Origin of the sequence: Pseudomonas cerasi, from assembly GCF_900074915.1 — a bacterium.
Taxonomy (GTDB): Bacteria; Pseudomonadota; Gammaproteobacteria; order Pseudomonadales; family Pseudomonadaceae; genus Aquipseudomonas; species Aquipseudomonas cerasi.
This window is the reverse complement of the sequence record NZ_LT222319.1, coordinates 5,783,124-5,802,306: the sequence shown is the minus strand read 5'-3', so window position 1 is coordinate 5,802,306 and position 19,183 is coordinate 5,783,124. Positions and strand designations below refer to the sequence as shown.

Below are 19,183 nucleotides of genomic sequence, written 5' to 3'. Positions count from 1 at the left end.
CAGGCACTCCCGCGTGTTGGGCGGCTGGGCGGGCGATTAATCAACATTTTGCTGCCACGCGAAGCGATAGGCCTGCATAGGACTTTCCGGTTTACACCGGCCGTTGTCGGCATCGGCATCGACGATGAACCAGTCAGCTCTGGAGGTCTGGCCCAGCGGCCGGGCTTTTTCCGGCAAGAAGCAATTGGCCAGTTGCTCGCCTGGCACCAGCGCAAAGGTGCCGGGGTGTTCTCTTAGCCAACGGGCAGCCTGTTCGGTTGCCGACGGCTTGGCAAAACCGAAATGCACAATGGGTTGGCGTGCATAGAGCCAGTGCCCCTCGCGCCAGTTGACCAGCACCAGATCGGCACCTTGAGTGACGTACGCGGCCTGCTCCATCAGTTCCTTGTGTGGGTTTTGGCCCTCTATGACGGGTTCGACGAACCCTCTGGCGAACCACAGACCAAGCCAGATAACCACCACCGCCGGGACAATTCGCCGAGCCCTGACGCGGTCGTGGAACCAGCGTTTCAACAACCAGGGCAGTAAGGGGGCAGCCACCAGTACCAGGCCGGGCAGCGCTGGAAAGATGTAGATCTTGCGTTTGCCACTGGAGAGGCTGAAGAACAGCAGCACCAGCAACACCCAGCCGAGCAGTACCAGAACCCGGCCATCGCGCTTGCTCAACTGTCGGCGCCAGGCCGGGATCAGCCAGGGCAGCACCAACACCAGCGGCAGCCAATACTGCGGGATGACTTTGACGAAGAAATACCAGAAGGGCTCGCGATGATCCCAGGCGCTGGCGTATCGATTGGCTGTCTGGTGCAAGAGTATTTCCTGCACGTAGGCGAACCCTTCCGGGCCGCCGTCACGCACGACCGAGATAATCATCGGCACCAGCCACAGGCAGCAGGCCAGCAATAACGCCAGCAGCCCCAGCGCCCAGCGCGCGGCCTGTCCTGGCATCGCCACCACACCGTGCCAACCTTTACGCGCGGCATAGGCGTAAGGGATCAGCATCAACGCGGGAACAAAACCGACGCCCTTGGTGATAATGCCCAGGCCCATCGCCGCACAGCTGAAATAGAACCAGCCCCAGGCCGGTCCGAGCAACACGTGGCGAACCAGACCGTAGAAGCCCAGCGCAATCCACAGGCACAGAAAACTGTCGATCTGTCCGGTGCGCAGGATGCTGTAGGTTTGATAGGTCGCCAGGAATAACAAGGCGGCGTACCGACCGATGCGCCGGTTCCACAGGCGGCTGCCCAGATCGTAGAGGACTGCGGTGGTCGCGCCTGCAGAGAGCAGCCCAGGCAGGTACAGCGCGATGTTCGGGCTGCCCGTCAGCCAAATGAAGAATGCCGTCGCCCACATGAACAGCGGCGGTTTGTCGGCATAGATCTCCGCGGCCCGGTGCGGGACGAACCATGAGCCGTGCTGCAGCATTTCCAGGGCAACGCCGAGAAAACGCTCTTCATCCACGTTCTGCGGCAGACGCACGCCCAAGCCGCCCCCGACCAGTAAAACGGCCAGCGCGACCAGTAGCCATCCCTCGAGGCGAGGCGAAAGGTGAGTTCGCACCATCATTGCTCCTCGGATGTCTTGGACTGTCGGCTGATTAGCTGCAGGTTGCGCATGTACACCAGCAGACCAAAGGCCTGGCCGGCGATGAAGACCGGGTCCTGTCGGTAAATGGCGTAGGCCAGCAGGATCGTGCTGCCCAGCATGCTCAGGTACCAGAAGCCCACCGGGATGATGCTGCGCTTCTTGAATTCGCTGTACAGCCATTGCAGGACAAAGCGGCCGGTAAATACGGCCTGCCCGACAAAGCCGAGGATCAGCCAGAAGGTCTCGTTGTCCGGCTTCATGGCCGCAGTTCCTGTGCCTGAACCTCCAGCCGAGTCCGGCGGATCAGCCACCAGACGCCGACCAGATCAAGAATGCCCACCAGCGCGCGGTCCAGGTTGCCGTACTTGGACACGCCGGCTTGGCGATGGCGGTGGTTGACGGGGTGCGTGACCATACGGCCGTTATGTCGCTGAATCAGTGCTGGAATGAACCGGTGCATATGGTCGAAGTACGGCAGGCGCAGAAACGCGGCCCGCTCGATCAGTTTCAGGCCGCACCCGGTGTCTGGAGTCGAGTCTTTGAGAAGCCGGCTGCGCAGGCCGTTTGCGAAGCGCGAGGCCCAGCGTTTGCTGGCGGTATCGCGCCGATTCACTCGGTGGCCGGCCACCAGCTGTATCGCCCCGGAGCCGTTTGCGTGAGCGCGTACCAGCGCCAACATCCCGGGAATATCCGCCGGGTCGTTCTGACCGTCACCGTCCAGGGTCGCCAGCCAGGTGCCGTTGGCCGCCAGTGCCGCGTGATAGACCGAGGTGCTCTGCCCAAGTGATCGCTCGTGGCGCAGGATCCGCAACACGGTCAGCCCGCTGTCCTTGAGGTGCGTCAGCACTTTCAAGGTGTCGTCTGTGCTGCCGTCGTCAACGACCAGTATCTCGTAGCGTTCCCCGTCCAGCGCTGTGCAAATCTCTTTGATCAGGCTGGGCAGGTTATCGGCTTCGTTTTTGGCCGGGATCACGACGGATAGAAAAGTGGGCGTGGTCATGGAAGTCCTTGTTATTGAAGTGGCACACGGAGCCGGGCCTGGTAGTGCTCCCGATACCAGTCGACGAAGGCCCTGACGCCGGTGTCGACCGAGACCTGTGGTTGAAAGTCGATCCATTGGCTCAGCGCACTGACGTCAGCCCAGGTTTGCAGCACGTCGCCCGCTTGCAAGGGCAGGTAGCGTCGTTCGGCACGCAGGCCTAGCGCGGCCTCCAGGCAGTCGACGAACTCCAGCAGCTTGACGGGCTGGCCCCGGCCGATATTGAAGAGTTGATGGGGCGGCTCGCTGCCAACCGTGTCGGGCGGCAGCAGGCGCAGGCGCAGGATGCTTTCGACAATGTCGTCGATGTAGGTGAAGTCGCGCGCCATTTCGCCGTGGTTGTAGATATCCACAGGCTGCCCGGCCAGCATGGCTTTTGTGAACTTGAACAGCGCCATGTCCGGCCGGCCCCAGGGTCCGTAGACGGTGAAAAAGCGCAGCCCTGTGGCGCGCAGGCCGTACAAGTGGCAATAGCTGTAGGCAGTGAGTTCGTTGGCGCGCTTGGTGGCGGCGTACAGGGACAGCGGCCGGTCGACGGCATCCTCAATCTGAAACGGCATGCGCGTATTGGCGCCGTAGACCGAGCTGCTCGACGCGTAGATCAGGTGCGCCGGTCGATGCTGCCGACAGGCCTCGAGCACGTTGATAAAGCCGACCAGATTGGATTGGGCGTAAACATTTGGCTGTTCAAGCGAGTAACGCACACCGGCCTGAGCCGCCAAATGAATGACCTGTTCGAAGGCGTTTTGCGCGAAGAGCGCGGCCAGGCCTTCGGCATCGGTGATGTCCAGCCTGTGGAACGTGAACCCTGGCAGGCGCTGGAGGATGGCCAGGCGCGATTGCTTGAGCTCGACGCTGTAGTAATCGTTGAGGTTGTCGATGCCGACGACCTCCACACCGAGCTCGCACAGACGCTTGGCGACATGAAACCCGATGAATCCGGCAGCACCTGTCACCAGTACCGTCATGGTTGAGCCGCCCGGCCACGACCAATGCCGTAGTAGGTAAAGCCCGTCTCATGCAGTTGCGACGGATCGAACAGGTTGCGGCCATCGAACACCACGCGATCACCGAGCTTTTCGCCGAGCCGGTCCAGATCCAGCATCCGGTAGTCCTGCCATTCGGTCACCACCACCAAAGCGTCTGCGCCTTCCAGGGCATCTTGCTTGCAGTGCACCAGTTTCAGGTCGTTTCGCTCGCCGTAATGATGCCTGACCGCTTCTATCGCCTGAGGGTCGTGTGCTTGAACCCTGGCACCGGCTGCCCAGAGTGCTTTGAGCAGGGTATGGCTGGAGGCCTCGCGAATGTCATCGGTATTGGGCTTGAAGGCCAGTCCCCAGACGGCGAACACCTTGCCCCTGAGATCACCGCGATAATGCGTGTGGATATTTTCAAACAGACGGTGCTTCTGGCGGCGATTGACCTGTTCCACGGCGTTGAGCAACGCCGTTTCCACGCCGTGCTCGCTGGCTGTGCCGATCAGCGCCTGCAAGTCCTTGGGAAAGCATGAGCCACCGAAACCGCAGCCCGGGTAGATGAAGTCATATCCAATGCGCGGGTCGGAGCCGATGCCAAGCCGGACTTGCTCTATATCGGCCCCCACCTGTTCAGCCAGGTTGGCCATCTCGTTGATGAACGAAATTTTGGTCGCCAGCAGGCAGTTGGCTGCATATTTGGACAGCTCCGCGCTGCGCGCATCCATGACCACAAACTTCTCGCGGTTGCGACTGAAGGGCTGATACAACTCGCGCATCTGCTCCAGTGCCCGCGGGCTGGCGCCGCCGACGATAATGCGATCCGGACGCAGGCAATCACTGACCGCGCAGCCTTCCTTGAAAAACTCGGGGTTGCTGATCACTTCAAAGCCGTCATCACGTCGCGGACTGGCAGCGATCTCAGCGAGCAGGCGGTCAACGGTGCCCACTGGCGAGGTCGACTTGTTGACAATGATCCGGGCACTTTCGGCGTGTCTGATTACCGAACCCAGTACGGCAAACACTTGGCTCAGGTCCGCCTTGCCATCGGCTTGCGCTGGCGTACCGACTGCGATGAATACCAACTCTGCAAAGCGACTGGCGTGTACTTCATCGGTTGTGAAACTGAGTCTCTTGCAGTCCAGGCCGTTGCGCAGAAGTTCGCCAAGACCGGGCTCGAATATCGGACATATACCATCGCGCAGCGCGTCGATGCGTTTGCTGTCGACATCCATGCAACAAACGGTATGACCTACCTCAGCCAGACAGGCGGCAAGGGTAAGCCCCACATAACCGGTTCCGAACACTGTCACTTTCAAGTGTCGCTCCTTCCGCCTCATGACATGAATGGATGAGCCAGTTTGTCTTCAGGTGCCTCGGCAGCCTGAAATAACCAGCGCAAAATAAATGTCATAAAGGTGTTAAGAAACGATGACACGAGTTTGTCATGTAGCAGGAAGGGCGGCGGGCAGTCCTGTTTGCCCGCCGCAAGCAGGACTGCCAATCACTGACCGCGCTTCATCATGAAAATGAAAAAAATCCCTCCCAACAAGGCGGTGGTTATGCCTATCGGCAGGTCTTCGGGGGCGATCAGCGTGCGGGAGATGACGTCCACCCAGACCATCAACAATGCGCCCAGAAGGGTGGCGACAGGCAACAATCGTCGATGCTCCGAGCCCACCAGACGTCTGGCCATGTGCGGCACCATCAGGCCGACAAAACCGATGGAGCCGCACAGGGCAACCAGTACGCCGGTCATCAGTGAGGCGATCAGAAAAACCAGCAGGCGCACGTTGCGCACTTGCAGGCCAAGGCTCACGGCGGTCTGGTCGCCGCCCATCAGCGCGTTCAGTGAACGACCCAGCCCTTGCAGCAGGACCCAACCGCACAGCACCGTGATAAACGGCACCGCAAGCAACTCCCAGCGGGCCAGACCCAGCCCGCCGAGCATCCAGAACAGCACGGAGGAACTGGCGCGGTGGTCGCCCAGAAACAATGACAAGTTGGCGATTGCCATCATCACGAAGGACACGGCCACGCCGCCGAGCAGCAGGCGCTGGCTGTCCAGCCTGCCTTGGTGAATGGCAAGCCATAGCACCAGGCACAGGCTGACCAGCGAGCCGACAAAGGCGGCCAGTGGCAATGTCAGCGTGCCAAACACTTCGCCCACGTGCATGACCACGATCACTGCGCCAAGCGTGGCGCCCGAGGTCGCTCCCAGCAAATGCGGATCGGCCAGCGGATTGCGGGTCGCGGCTTGCAGAACGCAGCCAATCAGCGCCAGTCCTGCGCCTGCCAGCGCGCCCAGCAATACGCGGGGCGTACGTATCAGCCAGACGATGGTTTCCTGACCCGCGGTCCAGAGCGGTGGATGTTCGGCAGAACCCGAGACTTTGAACATCAGGATAGCCATCACCCGGCTCAAGGGCACAGGGGCCGCGCCGAAGGTGATGCACATCAGGCACGACGCCAACAGCAAAAGCGTCAGAGCGATCAACAGGCCCAGATAACGACGCGGCCGTTCAGTCAGCCACTGCGCCAGCGTCATCGCTTCACGTCATGAAATGCCGCTGCAAGCGTCTCGATGGCCGTGACATTGTCGATGCCGGGCGTCACCGCCACATAGGGCAGCAAGACATAACGTCGGTTGCGGATCGCGTCCACGGATTGCAGTGCCGGATTGCTTTCAAGGAAATGCTGTTTCTGCGCAGAGCTGACTTCGCCATAGTCAACGATCACGATCACCTCGGGATTGCTTTGCACGACCGACTCCCAGTTGACGTGGGTCCAGCTGGCTGCGACGTCGCCCATGACATTGCGGCCGCCTGCAGCGCTGATCAACGCCTGAGGAATCGCCAGGCGCCCGGCGGTCATCGGCCGGTCTTCGCCGCTGTCATACAGAAATACCCTGGGCGGCGATTTGCCTGCCACGCTTTTCTCGATGTCGGTCACGCTGCGGCGCATCTGCGCGACCAGTGTTTCGGCCCGGGTCTGCACGTCGAATATCCGGCCCAGATTGAGCAGGTCGTTGTAGACATCCTCCAGCGTCGCTTCGGTGCGGGGCATTATCTGGGCGCAGGATTCGGTCAGTTCATAGGCCTTGATGCCCAGCGGGGCGAGACTTTGCGGCGTGACATCGCCACCCACGCGCATGCCATAGTTCCAGCCGGCAAAATAGAAGTCGGCGTTGGCATTGAGCAGCGTTTCCAGAGACGGATATTTACTGGACAGCTCGGGCAGTTTGCCCAGGTCGCGTAAGAGCGCCTGATCGGGCTTGTTCCAGCCGGTGATGCCGCTGTAGCCGACCATGTGCGATTGCAAACCCAGGGCAACCATCATTTTGGTGAGGTTCACATCGTTGCTGACGGCACGCTGCGGCGCAGCCGTGAACGTCACTGAGCGGTCGCAGCTTTGCACGGTGACGGGGTAGGCGGCATGCACCATCGGGCTGCATAGCAGCGTTGCCAATGCCAGGCGGGCGGACAGGCAGTTCATGTCAGGGTATCCAGGTGATGCGTGGGTAGTCACGCAGAGGGTGGCTGTCGACCAGCGCCTTGGCGCCGAACACACTGAGCAGCATTTCCGGGGTCAGCACCTCCCGCGGCGTGCCTTGCGCAATGAGCCGGCCGTGATGAATGACACACAGGCGATCACAGAATGCCGCCGCCAGGTTCAGGTCATGGATACTGGCCAGCGTGGCCATGCCGAGCTGTTTGACCAGCCCGAGCAATTCCAGTTGATGGCGCGGGTCGAGGTGGTTGGTGGGCTCGTCCAGCACCATCAATCGGGGTTCTTGCACCAGCGCCCTTGCCAGCAGACAACGCTGCTTTTCGCCACCGGAGAGCGTGTCGAACCGATGCTGCTCATAGCCCGCCAGCCCGACGGCGTTCAGCGCGTTTTGCACAATCGCGCGGTCGTGGTCACTGTCTGCGGCAAAGAATCCCTGATGGGGAGCGCGACCCATGTTTGCCACATCCAGCAGCGTCAGGCCGAACGAATCGGGAAACTCCTGGGCAACCACCGCCACATGCCGGGCGCACCAGCGCGGGCTGCAGGACCAGATATCGCGAGCATTGATTGCGACCTTGCCGCTGTGCGGGCGGCTGTAGCGGAATGCGCAACGCAGCAGGCTGGTTTTGCCGCTGCCGTTGGGCCCGATCAGGCCGACGAACTCGCCTGCGGCGATCTGCAGGTCGATATCCTTCAAGGCAAAGTGTTCGTGCGTGCAGACTGACGTCTGTTCCGGTGCCCACGCGAGGCGTTCCAGCGCCAGCATCAAACACGCGGGCCTATAATGACGTGCAGCGAGGGCGGCTCAACCGGTATCCATTGCCGAATGTGCTGACCGGCCTGCATGGCGTGTCTGGTAGTTACGGGGAGGAATTGGAAAACAGGGTTGATCATGGCGTGGGAAGATCGCTGGGGGAGGCTGAGTTAAAAATGCTCAATTGTTATAACATAACATTTGAGGCGCAGCACACCCGCGTATCAACATTCGATTGCCCCGCTTTATCGACCCACCTTTGCAGCGCAACGTGTGACCTTGACGATTCAATAAATCGCCCAGCAGCCGGGCGTGAGGAGTTCGACGAGATTTTCGTCAGGGTCGCGGAAATAGATGCTCGATCCGCCCTTGGGCCATTCTGTGCGGCCCTCTATGGCGATGCTGGCTCTGGCAAGGCGATCAGCCCAGAGTTGCATCTCGTCGGCATTGATGGCGAAGCACACGTGAATCCGGCCCTGGGCATCGTGGGGCGGTATCTCTCCGCCGCTCAGGTACTGCGTCTGCAGTGAAGCGCCGCGCTTGAACAGCAGCAGGGTGCTCACACCTCCGACGTTGAACGCCACCAATGTCGCGCTTTCGAACATCACTTCCAGTTCAAGGGTGTCGGAATAGAATTCCCTGGCGTTCGCCAGATCTTCTACGTAGAGGGCTGTTTCGATAATCCTGTTCAGGCGTGGCATGTGTCGTCATCCTTTTCGGTGTGCGACGAGCCTGTATCGATCAACAGTGAGGTGTTGATCGACGGCTCGTGACAAGTTTCACCGGGATGCCGAGAGGCTGACCAATGCTCGGTTCTTATGCGCGCTATAAGCATGAACTATCGAAGCTATTTCGGTGGGTCATGCAGAGCGTCGGGTGACCACCAACTCCACCGCTGCAATACGGTCCACGTCCTCATAGCCCTCTTCAAGCAGCTCTTCGCCGAAGACATCCGGGTCCAGTTCACGGTAGGTCCATGCCAGTGCCGCATGGTCGATATCGGCCTGCACCGCCTCGAAGAACGGATCGTGCTCGCCCACCATGGCCACGCCGGTGTAAAGCACCAGCGAACCGCCCGGAGTGAGGCGGTCCAGTGATTCGCGCAGGATGCGCACGGACAGGTCTGCGCCCAATGCATCACCACCGTGGCGGTAGGCGCGCTGCTTGGTGTCCTTCATGTAGGGCGGGTTGGCGACGATGAGGTCGAAGTTTCCGTTCAGGCCCGAGAGAATATCGCTGTGGCAGCACTCCATATTCTTCAGCTCGGCAACCGCGGCATTGGTCTGCGCGAAATGCAGTGCCTTGGGGTTGATGTCGACGGCATGCACCTGAGCCTGTGGACGGGCGACCGCAATCAACATGGCGCCGGCACCCGTACCGCAGCCGATGTCGACGGCGCGGTTGATCGGGTGCGACGTGCCTTGCAGGTGACGATTGATGGACTGCGCGAAGCGATAGGTATCCGGACCGAAAAATACCGAGTCTTCATCTGCGGTAGGAAACGCCGAATGCACCAGCAGCAGATCATCCAGGTTGGAAAATCTCACCCGGCTTTTCAAGCCGTCTTCCTTGCGCTCCAGAATACCGGCAGCCAGCAGGCCTTGAGCCTCTTCGACCGGCAGCATGGATTCCGGTATCAGCCGGCTCCAGCCGAATACATCGCGTAGCGACGCGGCAAGACGATTTCCAGAGCGTTGATTGACGTATTGATGGGTCAAAGGGGTGGGCGTGATAAAGCGATAGCCGCTGGTCTCAAGGCGCTGCGCCAGGGCAATGAGCGCGGCGCTGTCGGGGAGGGCATGACTCATGCGTGCGCTCCCGTCATTCGCTCGGCCATGCTGCTCACAAACAGACGCGTCGCGTGTAGACCGGCAGCCGTTGCGTGTCTTGCTGGCGACATGCTTTCGATCAACGTAGTCATCTTCTCGGAGGAGGCCGCAGACTCCAGCCTCATGTGCAGTTCGCGCACGTCCGGATCAGCATCTGCTGAAGCAGGCACCGCAAGCGCGGGGGAGGGCTGAGCACCGTCTTGCAGGTTGCGGAAACGCGAGCGAAAGGCTTCCGGAAGCCGTTTGCCGACCGTGGGTTGAGCACTGCCATCGGACAGTGAGTCGCCGGCGATCCAGTCGTGCACGAGTTGCTTTTCATAACCGTTGAAGACGCCAAACATTGGCGCACCGGCGCCTTCGAACAGCTTCCAGAAACGGCTGTGCAGGGGATCTTCATGACGCTTGATCCAGCCTCTGTTCTGCAGCACAGCAAGAAATTCCGGGATCTGGTCGGGCTCGGCGAGCCACTCGTTGACGGTCTTGCCGTCGAGACGGCAGTAATCGGAATGCATGTGCTGCCCGAACGTGCGCTTGCGCTCGAGCATGGCGATCACTTCCTGCTCCAGGTCGAACGACTGGATCACTTGAGTTGAACCCATGCCCAGCTCATTGAGGCGATAACCACTGGCGACACGACGATAAAACTCGTCGCGCTCCTGGCCAACAGGCATCAGTTCAAGGACGCTCTGCGCAGCCTTGCGCGCATGGCCGGTGCTGGCATTATCGATCGTCACATGCAGGGTGAAGTAGTAAGGGTCAATGCCCAGTTCATTCAGCTCGAATGATGTGATGAGCAAGTGCAGCGGCAACTGTTCATAGCCCAGGTTGTAACCAATGACTTCGGGAAGGTATTCCTCGCTCAATTGCCCCAGTGACAGCTGAATCGCACCTTGCAGGTAGGCATCGTCTGCCAGTGGCGCGCTGGTATCGCAGTCCAGATCCGCCAGCAGTTTCCGGTACAGCGAGACATGATTCTGTGCTTGTTCGCCGTCACCAAGCTCTTCAAGGTAGGTCCGAATCAGGCCGTGAAAGCGGTAGTCTGCCCAGCGCGGCAGCAATCCGTATAGCCAGGCGCCGTCGACCATTTTGGTCGGTGCGACCTGCTGAATGAAATACATCGCGTGCGCTTTGTTCTTGAAAAACCGTCTCGGTTTTCCAGCGCGGCGTTGCTCAAGATAGAGTGCATATTGATCAGCCACGACCCCTACGTTCTGCTCCATCCACTGTTCAAGCGCTTCGGGCTGGGCCGGAAGGTCGCAGTGTTCCCGCTCGGCCAGGGCCAGGCAGTGGTTCAGAAACAGGACCGCATCGTGTTGATGTTCCGGAGCACGTTCATTCATCCATGATTGATAGACGGTTTTTGAACGGGCTTCTTCAACGACGGTTTTGACGACGGCGTTGCCGGTCATCACTTGAAGAGACGTCATGAAAATCGTACCTCGGCAGTTGAACATCACGTTGACGCGGTCATTCGGGACTTTCTGTTTTTTTGTGCAACGTAGATAAGTGAGTGCCTCGATACAGGGAAATTCAGCGTAATTTCCCCGGCACCGATAGGTGGTGATCGCGCTTATTCCAAGGGGCGATGGTCGCGCGGAAAAAATGCATTGCCGGTCCGGGTTTACATCCGCAAAAGGTGACCGTGGTATCGGCGTATGCCGTGTCCGATCAAAAGGCTGAACGCAGGTATTTGAAGCAGGTCGTAACGTTCATGTCATCGATAACGATGATGTATTCAGCCCATAAAAGGATGACCGAAAATGAACAATTATTTTCGCATGAGCGCCATTGCCCTGGCACTTTCGCTAGGTTCGCAAATGGCTGTTGCTGCTCAGGACGCTGATGATTTTGTGGAAGATGCCTCTGCTAAAGGCATCGCCGAAGTTCAGGTTGGCAAGCTCGCACAGGATGAGAAAGGCGTCTCTGCAGATGTGAAGGAATTTGCAAAGCAGATGGTCACGGACCACACCGCCGCCAATGAGAAGCTGGCTGCGATCGCAAAAAGCAAGAACCTTGAAGTGTCCGAAGACCCTATGCTGATGGACAAGGCCAAGGCGATGATTCTGGAGATGCGCGAGAGGTCGTTCGATCAGGCATATGCCAACAATCAGGTCTCCGCACATGAGCAGGCGATCAAGCTGTACAAGGAAGAGGCCGAGAATGGCAAGGATCCAGAGCTGAAGGCCTTTGCAAAGGCGACGTTGCCTACGCTGGAGAAGCATTTGGAGCACGCGAAAAAACTCGCTGCTGCGCATGGCGGTGATGCCGCCAAAAAGTAAATCCACTGCACCGCATGACGGGATCTACACCCTGTAGACCGTCATGTGGGTACCGCTGGAAATCATCATTACTTTTTCGAAGTGGCCGCCTGGGTTCCGCCCTGTTCAGCGATCGCCGTCAGCTTTTCGTCCGCGCCTTTTTCTTCTGCCAATGTGGCACTCAGCAGAGCGGCGGCTTCTTTCATATTCAGATATTTGGCCATGGCGATGAGTGTGCCGTAACTGGCGATCTCATAATGCTCGACCTTCTGGCATGCCCCGATCAGGGCCGCATCGAGTACTGCGCCTTTCTCGATCTCTTCCAGCAATTCCTTGCTTTCTTCGATCAGACCTTCCATGGCTGCGCATTTCATGCGTTTCAGCTTCAGACCAGCACCTTCCACCAATTCATCGATACGATCGATCTGACCTTGGGTTTCTTCAAGATGCGCCTTGAAGGCTTCTGCCAGAAGCGGATTGGTCGAAGCGCGTGCGAGACGCGGGAGTGCTTTGGTAATTTGCTTTTCAGCGCTGTAAACGTCTGAAAGTTCGTGAATGAACAAATCTTCTATGGTCGTGCGAGTCATGTTCTTACCCTTTTCAGCGAAGAGAGACTTGTCCACACGTGGGCTGATTGTCTGCCGACCTGTGGACAAGTTTGATGGAGCGCGTAGCGTTGATGATCGGTGTGATCAGCGCCGTGGCAGGCTGTTTTCAAGCAGGGTTCCAACGCCGAAACCCTTGGTTGCCATCACCACCTGAAAGCCTCTGCGCGCAAGCAGCGCCTGCGCCTCGAAGGCACGAAGCCCTTTTACAAATACCCTGTCGGTCAACGCGCTATCCAACTCGTCGCGAGGCGTGAGAGGTTGACGGGAGCTGAGCTTTTTCATGATTCATTCTCCTGAACAGAACAAGGGTTGCCGTTTCAGGCATCTTTGCCCTGGACAAAGCCAGAACCCAGATCCGCACCGGTAATCGGATTGGCGGCCGGATCGGACTGGGTCCGCTCCTTCAACATTTCCAGCACCTCTGTATCCTTTTCATCCAGCGTGACCGAGGCCGTGCCTTCGCCGCCATCGACGGCCGCTTGTGGCGACTCCACATATTCCCAGTCACCACCCTGATTCCACGCACCGCGTACATTGGGTTCGCCGGACATGTTGAAGTACTTGTTGGTGAATTCCGGCATGCCCGGCAGTTTGCCCTGTGGGAAGTTGGGCTGGATGGCGTGGAGGGCTTTTTCAAAAGACAACTGGTGCGCAATTTCCCGAGTCATGAGAAACCCCAGCGCTTCTTTAACGCCCGGATCATCGGTCACGTTCATCAAGCGTTCGTAAACAATCTTGGCTCTGGATTCTGCGGCGATATTGGAACGGAAGTCTGCTGTCGGTTCACCGATAGTATCGATATAAGCCGCTGTAAAAGGCACGCCGGCAGAGTTGGTCAACGGCGCACCGGACCCGTACAGCAGGCTGGTGATATGTGAGTCATTGCCGTTACCGTTGATAGAGCGATACAACTCGCCTTCTTCTTCAATACCTTCAGCCAATTGACCTTTGGCACCCTTATTGAGCATGACAATAATGGAGCCCACAATTTCAAGGTGGCTTAGTTCTTCAGTGGCAATATCCATCAGCAGGTCTTTACGGCCTGGATCATCTTCACTCAGCCCTTGAGTGAAATACCGTCCGGGCGCGGCCAGTTCACCCTGAGCCCCGCCGAACTGCTCAAGCAGAAGGTTGGCCAGTCCAGGATTGGGTCTTGCTACACGGACGGTGTATTGAAGTCGCTTGTTATACATGAACATGTCGTATCCTCAGGCTTTGATCTCTCGGGAAGCGTCAACCCATGTGCATGGGCTTGATTCAACGCAGTCACAGGTTATGAGAGACTAAGGAGTGCGATCGTTACTGCTAACTTTTTTAAAGAGGACCGGCGGTGTTAAAACCACCGTTCAATAGAATTTGATTATTCCTCTTGCGTGGCTGAATGTTCGTTCATAGTGGCGAAGAAGCCTATTTGAATGGGTCTGGAGGCCGTTACTGTTTTACGCAAGAAAAGAGGGTAAAAACTGCAGTTATAAACAAACTCTATCGCTAACTAAACCGTTCGGTTCAGGTATAAACATACATCATAAGATGGCAGCATGACATCATTTAGATTATGGCATTAATATTTTGAATTTTTTGAAACTGCTGCGATCTGTTTTGCAAGTCGACAAAGCAGGAGCAACACAATGGCTGATGAAAAACACTACCGTATCGATTACCTGCTGCATGGCAGTTACAAGACGTTCTACATACGAGCAGGTGCCATGGATAACAAAGAGGCCTGGCACTGGGCTTCAGTGGATGCCGGGTTCGGTGCGATCCCCAAGTACCGTTCCGACCCGGTACCCAAGCTGAGCAAGCCTCAGGCTGAAAAGCTCGGTCTGTCGAACGTGGAGTGGGCGAGGGCTTGAAAGCCCTCGAATCACCTCGATACGACGCCTACCGTCGTGCGTCACGATGCCGCACGACGGTATTACCTTTGAAAAGTCTACGGTCGCCAGATCCGTCAGATGAGCCTTTGTTTCCCGCCTGAATACCCTCATTCGGATATGCCTGCCGCAAGCCTCGTACCCGCAAGTCTCTCCCTTTCTTCATTTGCCCGATACCCATGACCTCACGTTAAACGTGCTCTGGCCGATAGCCGGACTATCAGGCTATGGCACCCATTGAACTTCCTGAAAAGCCATTGCTCTGAAGTGATGTCAATATGCCTCCATCTGAACGGATGACCTCGTTCAGCGCGGCATAGCTGCCCGTATTACCCGTGATGCAAAGAAAGGAGCTTTTCCGCCCGGATCGGACACCCTAATTAAAAAGAGAATGCTATGAACATCCTTTCGCCTGGTATCTACCTCACCAACCGTCTGCGTTTCCCTGCCAAGTTTGCCGTTTTAGCCATCATTATGGTCATCCCGTTGATCGTTCTCGGTCTTCGGGTTTTCAACAGTCTGAATGCAAGCATCGACACGGTCGCGCAAGAGCGCGTTGGCCGTGAGTACCTGCAAATGACCACGCCCGTTCTGCGATTTTCCATGCTGCAGCGCGCGGCCAGCAACCGTCTGCTGGCCGGCGATGCCTCCGCCGCTCAGGATGTGATCAGCAACCGCGCTCAGCTTGAAACCGCGCTTGCCAACCTTGCCGATATTGATGCACGACAGGGGCAGCAACTGGAAACCGAGAACCGCGTACAGCGCCTGCGTGAAAGCGCCCGTTCCCTGATGGACAGTATCAAGCCAGGCCTCTCTCAGGATGACGTGTTCGCCCAGTGGAATGAGCAACTGGCCCAGACACTCAACTTTATCTACTACGTCTCGGCTACCTCGGGCATGGTGTTGGACGAAGATTACGCCTCGCTGTTTCTGATTGATCTGAGCACCATTCGTATGCCCCGGGAAATCAACGTTGCCGGTCAGATCCGCGGCATCACGGCAGGTTTGATGACCGGCCAGGGGCTGAGTGTATCGATGCGCGGCTCGCTCGAGAGCCTGCTGAAGATCGAACTGCAATTTCGGGCCGAGCTGGAGCAAAGTATTCGACTGCTCAAGCGCCGTTCGCCAGAGCTCGCAACGCGCATCAGTGACCCGATCACTACCGCTACTGCAGCGATGGACAGCTTTCGCAGCGACCTGCACGCGTACATAAAGGGCACAGAGTTTTCGGTGCAGCAGGGGCAGTCGCTGAGCGCGCGCGGCAACGGGGTTGTCTCGGGACTCTACAAGGCTCAGGACGAAATTCAGACTGCGCTTCAGGATGAATTGAATGCGCGCTATGACGCCTTGGTGCTGCAGCGCGAAATAGTCATTGCCATGTGTGTGATCATGGGTTTGTTGCTGCTCTACGCGTTCTGCAGCATTTACCGTGCCTTGCGCCTGACCATCGACAGCCTGCTGGGCGTCACCCGCCGTCTGGGCGAGGGCGATCTGAGTGCACGCGTAACGGTCGTCAGCAAGGACGAAGTGGCTGATATCGCCAATGGCCTGAACCTGATGGCCGAGGCCTTCGCCAGTTCTATCTCGCACATGGACCGCACCTCTTATGAACTGTCTGATGTAGCGTCCCGTCTGGGCTCATCCATCGGCCTGGCCAAGCAGTCGATGAACGCGCAGCAGGCTGAAACGGAGCAAGTGGCGACCGCGATCAACGAGATGACCGCCAGCGTCGCCGACGTGGCGCAGAACACCGAAGGTGCCGCACTGGCCGCCGATGAAGCGAACACCGCGTCACGTAACGGTCTGCGCATCATGCACCAGGCACACTCGACCATTCAGGCTCTGGCCGAAGAAGTGGAAGTCAGTGCTCAGAAGGTTCAGGCGCTGGCTCTGCACAGTCAGTCGATTGGTGGCGTTATCCAGGTCATCAGCACCATTGCCGATCAGACCAACCTGTTGGCCCTCAATGCCGCCATCGAAGCAGCGCGGGCGGGCGAGCAGGGTCGCGGGTTTGCCGTGGTGGCTGATGAAGTCCGCACGCTAGCTTCGCGCACTCAGGCGTCGACCGAAGAAATTCGCGGCATCATCCAGCAACTGCAAGGTGCGACCGATGCTGCCGTGCAACAGATGCAGGCCGGCCAGCAGAAGGCTCATGCGTGCATCAGTGCCGCCAGTGATGCTTCGGGCAGCCTGTCGAGCATCAGTCAGGGCGTGGAGCGCATCGTCGAGATGAACACGCAGATCGCCAGTGCTGCGGTGCAGCAGCATGCGGTCTCCGAAGACATCAACCGCAATGTCATGGAGATTCGTAACAGCTCCGGGACGTTGATGCTGGGGATCGACAATAACGCGGCTACCGCCGATGAACTGGCGCGCGTCGCCAGCGATATGCGCAATGTTGTGGCACGTTTCAAACTGACTGCCTGATTGAATCGGGGGCCGTTCAGCCCCCGATTTCCCTCCCGAATCGGCGCTTTCGCGCGGATTGCCTTTTTCCGATCAAGTTTTGCTCTTCTGCGGCCGATAGCTCTGGCGCGCGGGTTTGCTGTCTATAAAAACAAATCTCAGCTCTTTCGTTGCGCACAAAAAAGCATTTTCAGGAGATTTTATGAACAGCAGATTTGCGAATATCAGCGTCAACATGAAGTTGGCATTGGGCTTTGGGACCGTTCTTTTCTTCACGGCAGTGCTCGCCCTCGTTGGCTGGACCAGCCTCGACAAGCTCATCAATCGCACCGACAGAATCGGCGATATCACCGAGCTGAGTGACAACCTGACCAACCTGCGAATCGCGCGTCTGCAATACATGCTGACTGACGGCGATGAAACCGCAGCACAGAACATGCAAGGCAAGCTGGATGTGTTCAAGGCGCAGCAGCAATCACTGCTCGTCAGCTTCAACAATCCGGTCAACCTCAAGCCGCTGCGCGAACTGGCCGATGTCACTCGCGACTATGAAGCATCCCTGAACAGCATGCGCGCCGTGTACCAGGCCGGGGCCAAAGTGCGCAACGAGATGACCGCCAATGGGACCGCGGCCATGCAGGCTGTCGAGTCGTTGAATAAGGCGGTCATGCAGATCGATCCTTCTGATCCGGCACGCTTCGATCTGGCTCAGTTGGCGAACAGCGCTCGGCAAGACCTGATCCTCGTGCGTTATGAAGTGCGCGGCTATACCGGCAACCCGAATGACAAGACCGAGGCAGCAGCCTTCCAGCAACTGGACAGCGCGATCAGTCGTCTGGACAGGCTCAAGGCTGCTTTTGGTTCCGCCGATCGCGAACAGATCGCACAGTTTGAAAGCGCTCTGCGCAATTACCGCAGCTCGGTCGATGCCTTCAAGGCAACCACTCAGACAGCTGCGAGCGTGCGCAAGGATCTGACCACTCAAGGTGCGACCATCGTCAAACTGGGCGAAGAGCTGTACGGCCTGCAGATGCAGATGGGCAAGGAAGACACTGCTCAGGCGCGCAGCCTGCAGATAGGGTGTGTGGTGTTGGTCATGTTGCTGGGCATTCTTGCCGCTGTGGTCATTACGCGTCAGATCACTCGCCCATTGCGCGATACGCTGGCCATCGTCGAACGTATTGCATCCGGCGACCTGACACACACCGAAGCGGTCACCCGACGCGATGAACTGGGTGTGTTGCAGCAAGGCATCCAGCGCATGGGGACAACCCTGCGCGAACTGATCTCCGGTATTCGCGACGGCGTTACCCAGATTGCCAGCGCGGCTGAAGAACTGTCGGCAGTTACCGAGCAGACCAGTGCAGGGGTCAACAGCCAGAAAGTCGAGACCGACCAGGTGGCCACGGCCATGCATGAAATGTCTGCGACGGTGCATGAAGTGGCACGCAATGCCGAACAGGCGTCCGTGGCGGCTTCCGATGCCGACAAACAGGCGCGTGATGGCGACAAGGTCGTGGGCGAGGCCATCCAGCAGATCGAGCGACTGGCCGCTGAAGTGGTTCGCTCATCCGACGCAATGAACGTGCTGGAGCAGGAAAGTGACAAGATCGGCAAGGTCATGGATGTGATCAAGGCGGTCGCCGAACAGACCAACCTGCTGGCCCTCAATGCCGCCATCGAAGCAGCACGTGCCGGGGTTTTGCCGTGGTGGCCGACGAAGTTCGTGGCTTGGCGCAGCGTACCCAGCAGTCCACCGAAGAAATCGAAGGGCTGGTGGCGGCGCTGCAAAACGGCACGCGCCAAGTGTCGGGCATCATGCTCGGCAGCCGCACGCTGACAGACAGCAGTGTCGAACTGACGCGCAGGGCCGGTACATCGCTGGAAAGCATCACCCGTACGGTGTCGAGCATCCAGGCGATGAACCAGCAGATCGCTGCCGCCGCCGAACAGCAAAGCTCGGTGGCCGACGAAATCAGCCGCAGCATCGTCAACGTTCGCGATGTATCCGAACAGACCGCCGAAGCCAGCGAAGAAACCGCAGCCTCCAGCGTCGAACTGGCACGCCTCGGTGGCCAGCTGCAGATGATGGTCAGCCACTTCCGGGTGTGATCCACCCGACAGTCGTGCCCACGCGGAGCATGGGCACGATAATGTTCTTTTGCGCGACGCTTAACTGGCCTGAATAACGGGGTGATAGTTATATAACTATACGTTGGTATACCTCACTCATACTGACAGATAAACATGAGCTACTTTTGCAGGTTTCTACTGTTGATCGAAACGCTATAAGCTTTACCTCACTGTCCGGCAACTATTAACTCACGGCCTTTATCTGTTATCGCTG

Annotated in this window: 17 protein-coding genes and 2 pseudogenes; 5 read left to right on the top strand and 14 right to left on the bottom strand. The window is 58.2% G+C overall.

All coding sequences use genetic code 11. The features are described 5' to 3' along the window. Window positions 1-36: 36 nt before the first annotated feature. The 11 genes from PCPL58_RS28200 to PCPL58_RS28150 form a co-directional block, all read right to left on the bottom strand. Window positions 37-1,566, bottom strand: coding sequence for an ArnT family glycosyltransferase (locus PCPL58_RS28200; protein WP_065350962.1), 1,530 nt, complete (start codon window positions 1,564-1,566; stop codon window positions 37-39). After that, entirely contained in the window at window positions 1,563-1,847 is a 285-nt protein-coding gene (locus PCPL58_RS28195) for a lipid-A-disaccharide synthase N-terminal domain-containing protein (RefSeq protein ID WP_044310277.1), read from the bottom strand. The genes PCPL58_RS28200 and PCPL58_RS28195 overlap by 4 nt, the downstream gene beginning before the upstream one ends. After that, window positions 1,844-2,587 (bottom strand): glycosyltransferase family 2 protein, encoded by a 744-nt coding sequence (locus PCPL58_RS28190; RefSeq protein ID WP_054082273.1) that lies wholly within the window; start codon window positions 2,585-2,587, stop codon window positions 1,844-1,846. Before PCPL58_RS28190 ends, PCPL58_RS28195 begins: the two co-directional genes overlap by 4 nt. Window positions 2,588-2,598: 11 nt before the next feature. Continuing rightward, the gene (locus tag PCPL58_RS28185; protein WP_044310276.1) at window positions 2,599-3,594 is read right to left on the bottom strand and encodes an NAD-dependent epimerase; all 996 of its coding nucleotides are present in this window, start codon (window positions 3,592-3,594) and stop codon (window positions 2,599-2,601) included. Then, window positions 3,591-4,919, bottom strand: a complete 1,329-nt coding sequence (locus PCPL58_RS28180; RefSeq protein WP_065350961.1) for a UDP-glucose dehydrogenase family protein — start codon at window positions 4,917-4,919, stop codon at window positions 3,591-3,593. Before PCPL58_RS28180 ends, PCPL58_RS28185 begins: the two co-directional genes overlap by 4 nt. A 185-nt stretch (window positions 4,920-5,104) precedes the next feature. Further along, on the bottom strand, window positions 5,105-6,148 hold the full coding sequence (locus PCPL58_RS28175; protein WP_065350960.1) for a FecCD family ABC transporter permease: 1,044 nt from the start codon (window positions 6,146-6,148) through the stop codon (window positions 5,105-5,107). Further along, window positions 6,145-7,095, bottom strand: a complete 951-nt coding sequence (locus PCPL58_RS28170) for an ABC transporter substrate-binding protein (protein ID WP_065350959.1) — start codon at window positions 7,093-7,095, stop codon at window positions 6,145-6,147. The genes PCPL58_RS28175 and PCPL58_RS28170 overlap by 4 nt, the downstream gene beginning before the upstream one ends. A 1-nt stretch (window position 7,096) precedes the next feature. Further along, window positions 7,097-7,876, bottom strand: coding sequence for an ABC transporter ATP-binding protein (locus PCPL58_RS28165; RefSeq protein ID WP_044310272.1), 780 nt, complete (start codon window positions 7,874-7,876; stop codon window positions 7,097-7,099). Window positions 7,877-8,151: 275 nt separating this feature from the next. Then, complete coding sequence (locus PCPL58_RS28160; RefSeq protein WP_065350958.1) at window positions 8,152-8,565, bottom strand: VOC family protein; 414 nt, start codon at window positions 8,563-8,565, stop codon at window positions 8,152-8,154. A 159-nt stretch (window positions 8,566-8,724) separates the two neighbouring features. Further along, window positions 8,725-9,672 (bottom strand): methyltransferase, encoded by a 948-nt coding sequence (locus tag PCPL58_RS28155; protein ID WP_065350957.1) that lies wholly within the window; start codon window positions 9,670-9,672, stop codon window positions 8,725-8,727. Continuing rightward, a complete protein-coding gene (locus PCPL58_RS28150; RefSeq protein WP_065351126.1) occupies window positions 9,669-11,120 on the bottom strand; it encodes an iron-containing redox enzyme family protein in 1,452 nt (483 codons plus the stop codon). The genes PCPL58_RS28155 and PCPL58_RS28150 overlap by 4 nt, the downstream gene beginning before the upstream one ends. A gap of 333 nt (window positions 11,121-11,453) precedes the next feature. Here PCPL58_RS28150 and PCPL58_RS28145 point away from each other — a divergent pair, with 333 nt between their 5' ends. Continuing rightward, a complete protein-coding gene (locus PCPL58_RS28145; protein WP_065350956.1) occupies window positions 11,454-11,972 on the top strand; it encodes a DUF4142 domain-containing protein in 519 nt (172 codons plus the stop codon). 68 nt (window positions 11,973-12,040) lie between these two features. On the opposite strand, the gene PCPL58_RS28140 is transcribed toward PCPL58_RS28145, so the two are convergent. The 3 genes from PCPL58_RS28140 to PCPL58_RS28130 form a co-directional block, all read right to left on the bottom strand. Next, complete coding sequence (locus tag PCPL58_RS28140) at window positions 12,041-12,538, bottom strand: YciE/YciF ferroxidase family protein (protein WP_065351125.1); 498 nt, start codon at window positions 12,536-12,538, stop codon at window positions 12,041-12,043. 105 nt (window positions 12,539-12,643) lie between these two features. Then, a complete protein-coding gene (locus tag PCPL58_RS28135; RefSeq protein ID WP_003367888.1) occupies window positions 12,644-12,841 on the bottom strand; it encodes a hypothetical protein in 198 nt (65 codons plus the stop codon). Between the two features lie 35 nt (window positions 12,842-12,876). After that, window positions 12,877-13,758 (bottom strand): manganese catalase family protein, encoded by an 882-nt coding sequence (locus tag PCPL58_RS28130; RefSeq protein WP_065350955.1) that lies wholly within the window; start codon window positions 13,756-13,758, stop codon window positions 12,877-12,879. 429 nt (window positions 13,759-14,187) lie between these two features. On the opposite strand from PCPL58_RS28130, the gene PCPL58_RS28125 reads away from it, so the two are divergent. The 4 genes and pseudogenes from PCPL58_RS28125 to PCPL58_RS28115 all read left to right on the top strand — a co-directional run bounded on the left by PCPL58_RS28125 (window position 14,188) and on the right by PCPL58_RS28115 (window position 18,948). Then, complete coding sequence (locus PCPL58_RS28125) at window positions 14,188-14,412, top strand: DUF6555 family protein (RefSeq protein ID WP_003316018.1); 225 nt, start codon at window positions 14,188-14,190, stop codon at window positions 14,410-14,412. A 414-nt stretch (window positions 14,413-14,826) separates the two neighbouring features. Beyond that, window positions 14,827-15,987, top strand: a pseudogene (locus PCPL58_RS32845) (HAMP domain-containing protein); the annotation flags it as partial. Beyond that, entirely contained in the window at window positions 15,988-16,857 is an 870-nt protein-coding gene (locus PCPL58_RS32840) for a methyl-accepting chemotaxis protein (RefSeq protein ID WP_374938114.1), read from the top strand. A gap of 181 nt (window positions 16,858-17,038) precedes the next feature. Next, a pseudogene (locus tag PCPL58_RS28115) lies at window positions 17,039-18,948 on the top strand (HAMP domain-containing methyl-accepting chemotaxis protein). Window positions 18,949-19,183: the final 235 nt, after the last annotated feature.

Excerpts from the sequence above, each read along its gene's own strand:
- PCPL58_RS28200 (WP_065350962.1), bottom strand. The coding sequence starts at position 1,566 with ATGATGGTGCGAACTCACCTTTCGCCTCGCCTCGAGGGATGGCTACTG.
- PCPL58_RS28195 (WP_044310277.1), bottom strand. The coding sequence starts at position 1,847 with ATGAAGCCGGACAACGAGACCTTCTGGCTGATCCTCGGCTTTGTCGGG.
- PCPL58_RS28190 (WP_054082273.1), bottom strand. The coding sequence starts at position 2,587 with ATGACCACGCCCACTTTTCTATCCGTCGTGATCCCGGCCAAAAACGAA.
- PCPL58_RS28185 (WP_044310276.1), bottom strand. The coding sequence starts at position 3,594 with ATGACGGTACTGGTGACAGGTGCTGCCGGATTCATCGGGTTTCATGTC.
- PCPL58_RS28175 (WP_065350960.1), bottom strand. The coding sequence starts at position 6,148 with ATGACGCTGGCGCAGTGGCTGACTGAACGGCCGCGTCGTTATCTGGGC.
- PCPL58_RS28170 (WP_065350959.1), bottom strand. The coding sequence starts at position 7,095 with ATGAACTGCCTGTCCGCCCGCCTGGCATTGGCAACGCTGCTATGCAGC.
- PCPL58_RS28165 (WP_044310272.1), bottom strand. The coding sequence starts at position 7,876 with ATGCTGGCGCTGGAACGCCTCGCGTGGGCACCGGAACAGACGTCAGTC.
- PCPL58_RS28160 (WP_065350958.1), bottom strand. The coding sequence starts at position 8,565 with ATGCCACGCCTGAACAGGATTATCGAAACAGCCCTCTACGTAGAAGAT.
- PCPL58_RS28155 (WP_065350957.1), bottom strand. The coding sequence starts at position 9,672 with ATGAGTCATGCCCTCCCCGACAGCGCCGCGCTCATTGCCCTGGCGCAG.
- PCPL58_RS28150 (WP_065351126.1), bottom strand. The coding sequence starts at position 11,120 with ATGACGTCTCTTCAAGTGATGACCGGCAACGCCGTCGTCAAAACCGTC.
- PCPL58_RS28145 (WP_065350956.1), top strand. The coding sequence starts at position 11,454 with ATGAACAATTATTTTCGCATGAGCGCCATTGCCCTGGCACTTTCGCTA.
- PCPL58_RS28140 (WP_065351125.1), bottom strand. The coding sequence starts at position 12,538 with ATGACTCGCACGACCATAGAAGATTTGTTCATTCACGAACTTTCAGAC.
- PCPL58_RS28135 (WP_003367888.1), bottom strand. The coding sequence starts at position 12,841 with ATGAAAAAGCTCAGCTCCCGTCAACCTCTCACGCCTCGCGACGAGTTG.
- PCPL58_RS28130 (WP_065350955.1), bottom strand. The coding sequence starts at position 13,758 with ATGTTCATGTATAACAAGCGACTTCAATACACCGTCCGTGTAGCAAGA.
- PCPL58_RS28125 (WP_003316018.1), top strand. The coding sequence starts at position 14,188 with ATGGCTGATGAAAAACACTACCGTATCGATTACCTGCTGCATGGCAGT.
- PCPL58_RS32840 (WP_374938114.1), top strand. The coding sequence starts at position 15,988 with ATGGCCGAGGCCTTCGCCAGTTCTATCTCGCACATGGACCGCACCTCT.